This window comes from Streptomyces sp. NPDC102360 (assembly GCF_044766085.1).
GTDB lineage: Bacteria > Actinomycetota > Actinomycetes > Streptomycetales > Streptomycetaceae > Streptomyces.
Map to the genome: position 1 here is coordinate 2,073,543 of NZ_JBIWLG010000001.1, position 6,000 is coordinate 2,079,542.

Annotated in this window: 3 protein-coding genes; all 3 read right to left on the bottom strand. The window is 68.3% G+C overall.

Annotated elements, in window-relative coordinates; translation table 11 throughout:
• Window positions 1-298 precede the first annotated feature (298 nt).
• Genes tpg through ACIRHA_RS09630 form a run of 3 tightly spaced genes read right to left on the bottom strand, consistent with a single transcriptional unit; the run spans window position 299 to window position 5,430 of the window.
• Window positions 299-856, bottom strand: a complete 558-nt coding sequence (gene tpg, locus ACIRHA_RS09620) for a telomere-protecting terminal protein Tpg (protein WP_403842016.1) — start codon at window positions 854-856, stop codon at window positions 299-301.
• Window positions 857-860: 4 nt separating this feature from the next.
• Window positions 861-2,963, bottom strand: a complete 2,103-nt coding sequence (gene tap, locus ACIRHA_RS09625; RefSeq protein WP_403842018.1) for a telomere-associated protein Tap — start codon at window positions 2,961-2,963, stop codon at window positions 861-863.
• Between the two features lie 58 nt (window positions 2,964-3,021).
• Window positions 3,022-5,430 carry a Helicase associated domain protein gene (locus tag ACIRHA_RS09630; RefSeq protein ID WP_403842021.1) on the bottom strand — a complete coding sequence of 803 codons (2,409 nt, stop codon included), beginning with the start codon at window positions 5,428-5,430 and terminating at the stop codon, window positions 3,022-3,024.
• Window positions 5,431-6,000 lie beyond the last annotated feature (570 nt).

The following is a 6,000-nucleotide window of genomic DNA, read 5'->3' on the forward strand; positions in this document are numbered from 1 at the left end:
CAGCACCGCGACCCGGTCCCGGGCAGCTGCGTTCAAGAGCACCTCGCTGCCGCCTCGAAGAACCCCGACCACGTCCTGCTGGCCATCCACTTCGGTAATCGCCGACAGCAGACTCCGCACGGTCAGGCCGTACCTGTCCGCGACCCGTTGCAGGAACGACAGCGTCATCCCACCCGGCAGGGATTCACTCAAAAGGCACCTGCGGCCAGCGACAATTCCCCACCCACCCCGTCCGCTTGTGACAGCGATCGTGCGTTGGCTCAGTCACGCAGGTGCCACACCTGCGCTCGGCGTCGGGTCAGTAGTCGAGGTCGAGGTAGTCGATGTCGTTGAGGGTGACATCGGAGAGCCCCATAGCGCGGCCTCCGCCGTCTTGGAAGTAGACCTCCTTGAACCCCTCGGCGATGATCCCCCGCATCTCCTGGTCGCCGGCACCGGCGTTGCGGGCGTCGAAGAGGCGCCCGGCGTAGGCCGCAGGGAGGTGCACAGTCAGCCGCCTCAAGCGTCCGTCATCGGTCGTGCCGACCGGTGCGGTGTACCCGAAGCGCGCCCTCGTCTCCACCGTGACCCCGGCCGCCGTGGCGGCCTGCTTCTGCCGGCGCTTGCGGACCTGGGGCTGCCAGCGGGCCCGCACCGCGTCGTCGATCTTCGCGGCGACGTCGGCGCGGGCGTGTTTGCGGGCGCCGCGGCGGTATCGGTTGACGGAATCAGCGGTGACACCGATCTCCTGAGCGACGGCCTTCGCACTGCCCAACTGCTTGAGCAGGTAGTTGATGCGGCCCTTGAGCGTCTTGGGCGGTTCACGGGTGAAGGCTTCCCTCTCGGCGCGCTCGATCGCGTCGTCGATCTCTCCCACGGCTCTACTCCCCGTCCTCGAGGACGGCGTCCCCGCCCTTGATGTGGCGGGCCGGGTTGAGGCCCTGCTCCATCAGGTCGACCGCCCACAGCATCGACTGGACGCCCTCCAGCTTCGCCAGCCCCGGCGTGGGCCCAAGGCGGAAGCCGCCGGGCTGCGGCTTGCCGCTGGCCGCGTAGGGCAGGAAGTCGAGCGGGCTTTCGCCGCGGCTGGGGTAGACAACGCAGTCGGACAGCACGGCGAGCGGGAACAGCCCGGTCATCCTCGACATGTTCAGCAGTTTGCGGTGCATGTTGACGCGGGCCTTGGAGATGACGGCGGCGCGGATGTCGGGGCGCCAGGACGGCCGCTCCAGCGCCGGCCACCGCTCACCCTCCTTGTAATGCCGTCCCTGGGGGCGCTCGCGGAGCTTACCGATGCCGCCCTTGACCGTGGCCTTGATCGCGGACAGCACGGCGGCCATCGCCGGATCGTTCTGCTTGTGCTGCTCCATCGCGGCGAGGAACGCCGGGTCGTCCAGGTCCTTGGTGACGCCGAGGTCGGCGAGGGTGTCGACATAGGCGGTCTTGAGACGGTCGTGCCACGGGTCCAGATACGCGCCCCTCTCGCGCCGCAGATACGCCTCGACCGGAGCCACGTCGCATCCGAGTTCCTGGGCGTAGGCGACGGTGTGGGTCTGGTACCAGGCCGGGCCCGTCGGTCGGCTGCCATCCGGGGTAAACGGACTGGGCAGACGCGGGTCCAGCTCGATGGGGGACAGGTCGACCAGCCACGAGCCAGGAATCTTCGGGTTGAACGTCGGGGCGTGGAAGTGGTCAGGCACGCTGAGGCCGACGACCAGACGGGCCGCAGCCGCCAGGAACGCCGTGTTGAGGTCCAGGCCGACCGCAAAGGGCAGCATGCATTCCTCATCACTGAGCGAGTCCACCGGCCGCACCCACTGGTACGCCTCCTCGTTGAGGAACCCGCCCGTCCAGCCGGAGTTGACGACGACGGGGTGCTCGGCGGTGGCCTCCGGCGGCGCCGGGTCCATCGGCTCCGTCCCCAGGGAGCCCGGGGCGAGGGCGGAGATCCAGTTCCCGGTCTGCGGATCGCGTTCCGGCTTCGTGGGCGGGCGCATGGCGGTCATCAGTTCCAGGCCCGAGACGGCTGTGGAGCCGCGCGGGGTGATGACCCGCTGGGCGTACACGCCCAGGACGCGGGCGATATCGGCCGGCTCCATGGCGGCAACACCGGGCCAGGCCCGCTCGTCGAGGGCATCCCACGACAGGATCGCCAACTGCACGCACTGCCGCTCCCGGCCCTGCGCCTTGCGGTAGATCCGCGCCCACGGCCCGAACCCGCGCTGCGTGAGCTGCCACTTCGCCTTCGCCACCTGCTTCACCACGGGGTGGCCCTCGGGCAGACGCAGGGAACGCCGCTGCTCGTGCCCCTCCAGGCGCTCGGGCAGCCCCAACTTCACCGCGGCCGCGGAGGTGAGCACGATCAAGGGGTCGGAGTCCTTGCCGTAGCGGTTGAGCTTTGCTGCGCCGAGGCCGGACTCGCGCAGCGTCCACTCCACGAGCTCCACCACGGTGGTGGCCGGGCAGTCCAGCACGATGCCGTCGACGCCGTACGCGGAGCCGTCGCCATCGAGCACGGCGAGTGGACCGTGCGGGAACCGCGGATCGGCTGCGGGCTGAGCTGATTTCCTCGCGACCGGACGATGCGATGCCGCAGCCGGCCGAGCGGCGGGACGTGCAGGCCCGGCGGCTGGAACGGCGGCAACCTGCGAGGCGTCTGCCAACTCCGCCTCCCACGCGACCGGTTCACGGGACGCCACCGCCGGTGTCGTTGCGGCAACCGAGCCCGCACCGTGTGCGGAATGCTTCGCCGCCCACCCGTCCAGCAGCCGCTGATAGGCGTCCAGACGCGGCGACTTCGGCTCCGAGCGGCCGTTCTCCCAGTTCTTCACCGACTGGGTCGTCGTCTTCAACGCGGTGGCGAGGCGGGCCTGCGTTATGCCAGCGGCCTCACGCAGCCGGGCACGCTCCGCCGGAGGCGGGAGATGCGGCTCCTCCTCCAGCAGTGCGTCGACGTTCGCGAACAGCTCTTCCTCAGATGCCATTAACTTGCACCTTCATGTCAGGACCAGAAGCGGCTTAACCACAAACTTAGCCCACCACTTAACCCTCACGTGCCCACTCCAATCCCAGCGCTTCGAGCGTGGCGAGCTTGTCGGCGGTGAGCTTCGCGCGCCTGCTCTTCTGATTCATAGCCCAGACCCCAAGCCGGACCGCGTACTCCTGGCCGTCGACGACGACCGCCTCTACGTGCCCCCTGGGGATAACCACAGAACCCGTGCGCTCCTTGTACTGGCCCAGGGCCCGAACACCCTTCTCGAAGGCACTAGATGGCGCCCTGGAGGACTTCGCGGGCCCAGCCTGCTCCGGCTGTTCCACGGGCGTGATGCCGAGCCGCTCCAGGAGCACACGCTGCCCGTCCTGAAAGCCCCGCCAGACAGCGGGCTGGCGCTGCCTGGCGAGCCACTTGCCGATGTCCATGCCGTGGACCGTGACGCCCGGCAGCACCTCGGCCCGGCCCTCCTCATCACCGACCAGCGCGCGCAGCGCGGCATAGTGCCGCTGCCAGGGCAGGGGCCAGGACGGGTTCCAGTACGCGTCCACGTCCTCCAGCGCCTGCTTCCACTCCGGGTGCCCCTCGAGCGCCCCGGGCCGGCGCAGATTGGACAGCCACTGCCCGATCGGCCGGTCCAGCATCGCCGCATCCCGCGGTGCGCACAGCGTCCAGTGCTCGTCGTAGTACGCCTTCGCCGCCTCGAGGTTCTCCTGGAACCGCTCGTCAGCGAGGTTCCACACCATGCCCAGGCCCTCCAGACGCCGCGCGCGCAGCCCGTTCATCTGCCCGGCCCCGTACGCCCGGCGCTGCTCCGCGATCCACTGCCCGAGCGGATACGGGCCCTCTTTGTGCCCGTATGGGACCCGGGCGTGCCCTTCCCGCTCGCGGTACGTCTTGAGCGCAGACCAGCCGCGCGCCCAGTCGAGCTTCTCAGTGTCGATCACGTTGAAGTCCACCCAGTTCGCGACCATCACCGGGTCCCGGGGAGCGGCAAAACGCAGCAGCAGACGGGTTTCCTCCCCGGAACCCTCCTCTTCCTCATCACCGATATGAACAGAAGGGGCCACGATCTCCTTCTGTGGCTCCTGCGGAATGGCCAGCAATTCCACGGCCTCTTCATCGTGAGCCCTAAGCCCCTGCAATACCTTGACCAACGGCCGGTACGAGCCGGAGGTGAACATGTCCTCCGGCTCCTCACCCGGCGAGAGGAACACCGGCACGATCAACGACGCCAGCTTCTTCTCGCCGGGCTTCTGCCGCAACGCGCGCCCGATCGCCTGGACGATGTCGTGCGGCGCGCCTTTCGGATCGAGGAGGGCCACGCAGTCCACGCTTCTGATGTCGACGCCCTCGCCCAGAACCTTGCAGTTGGAGAGCACGGCCCGCCGCGCGGTGGTACCGAACGAGCCGAGGACTCTCCGTCGTTCCTCGGGGACGTGGTCCCCGCACAGCCAGTCGGCCCAGATCTTCGCCGGATACGTCTCCGGCTGGTCCGCGTGCAGCCGCTTCGCGACCTTGCCCAGCCCCTTCGCATACGCCTCGGCCTCAATCCTCCGGTGATGGAAGGTGATGCAGGTGCTCAAATCGTTCTGCGCCATCGTGTGCAACAGCGCCGCCTGCAGGGCCCCGAGGCGCTGCCCGCGCACCTCCTCACCATGCCGACCCTCACCCATCAACCGCTCCGGGGTGACCTGTGGATCCCGCAACTCCAGCACGATGACCTGGTATCGCGCCAGCAACCCCCGGGAGACCGCCGAGGCCAGCGACAGCTTGTACAGCACCGGCCCGAACACGGTCTCATCGTCCATGGAGGCCGCCATCTCCTCGGGGAGCGGATCCCGAACCCCCTCCGCCACCTCCCAACTCGGCGGCCGCTCCTGCCAGATGCGCGGCGTCGCCGTCATGTACAGTCGACGCCGCGCCGGAACCACCGCCTGATCGTGGATCGCCGCCCACGCCTTGCCCATCGACCCCGAGGTGCGATGCGCCTCGTCGACCACCGCCAGGTCAAGCGGGGCGAGTTGCTGGCCATAGAGGCCCTCGAAGGCCTCCGCCAGCACACCGAGCGAGGCATACGTCGCGTAGAAGGTGACCGGCCCCGTCCCGTGCCACAGCGCCAACTGCACCGGGTTCGTGGTGCCCCGCACACCCAGGTCCCACAACTCCGGGTCATCCAGCGGCCCGCACACCGCGACCGCCGGCCCCTTGTGCCCCACGGAGGCCCACGCTTTGATCGTCTGGGCCAGGAGATCAAGCGTCGGGACGAGCACCAGGACGCGACCCTTGGGCACAAGCCGACGGGCCGCCGCAGCGGCGATAACGGTCTTTCCGGTCCCGCACGCCGCGTGGACCTGCCCGCGCAAGCCGCCCGCGAGAATGCCTCCCGACGGGATATCGAGGCCGCGTACGATGGCGGCAACCGCTTCGATCTGATGGTCGCGCAACTTGACGGCCATTTCCCGGACTCTCCTTTTCGCGGAACCGACGCGAAATCTAAAAGGGATTTTCCCGAGCGACACGAGCAGCTCGGGTGTAGTGCCTGATGCCAGACTCTACACAGTGCATCAACGTGATGCATCCACCTTGGTAGAAGATGCGCAGCGTCGAGCAGTCATGACCGAATAATGTGCACAAGGACGCGTCACCGTGTACGCTACTCGAAGCATTCTAGGAACTCTGTAACGGTGCTACACAGGCCGGGGGAGGGGTTCGGGTGGAGCGCAGCGGAACCCGTCACTGCGCGAGGCCGGCACCCTTTGAACCTGATGACCCGTCAAATCCTATGGCGAGGTACTGGCAGAGGATCCCAATCCCTACACAGGGCCGCACGCGATGCACCTCCCCTTGTAGCCAGCCCCAGTGATCGCGCTTGCGCGATCACTCCCTATTCGCGCTTGCGCGAATAGGGTCGTTTCCAGAATTCCGCTTGCGGAATTCATTCCCGCGCTGGCGCGGGAATCCGCGGCGCGCTTGCGCGCCGCGTCGTTCTATGCCCCGGCTTGCCGGGGCATTACCCGCTCCGCGGG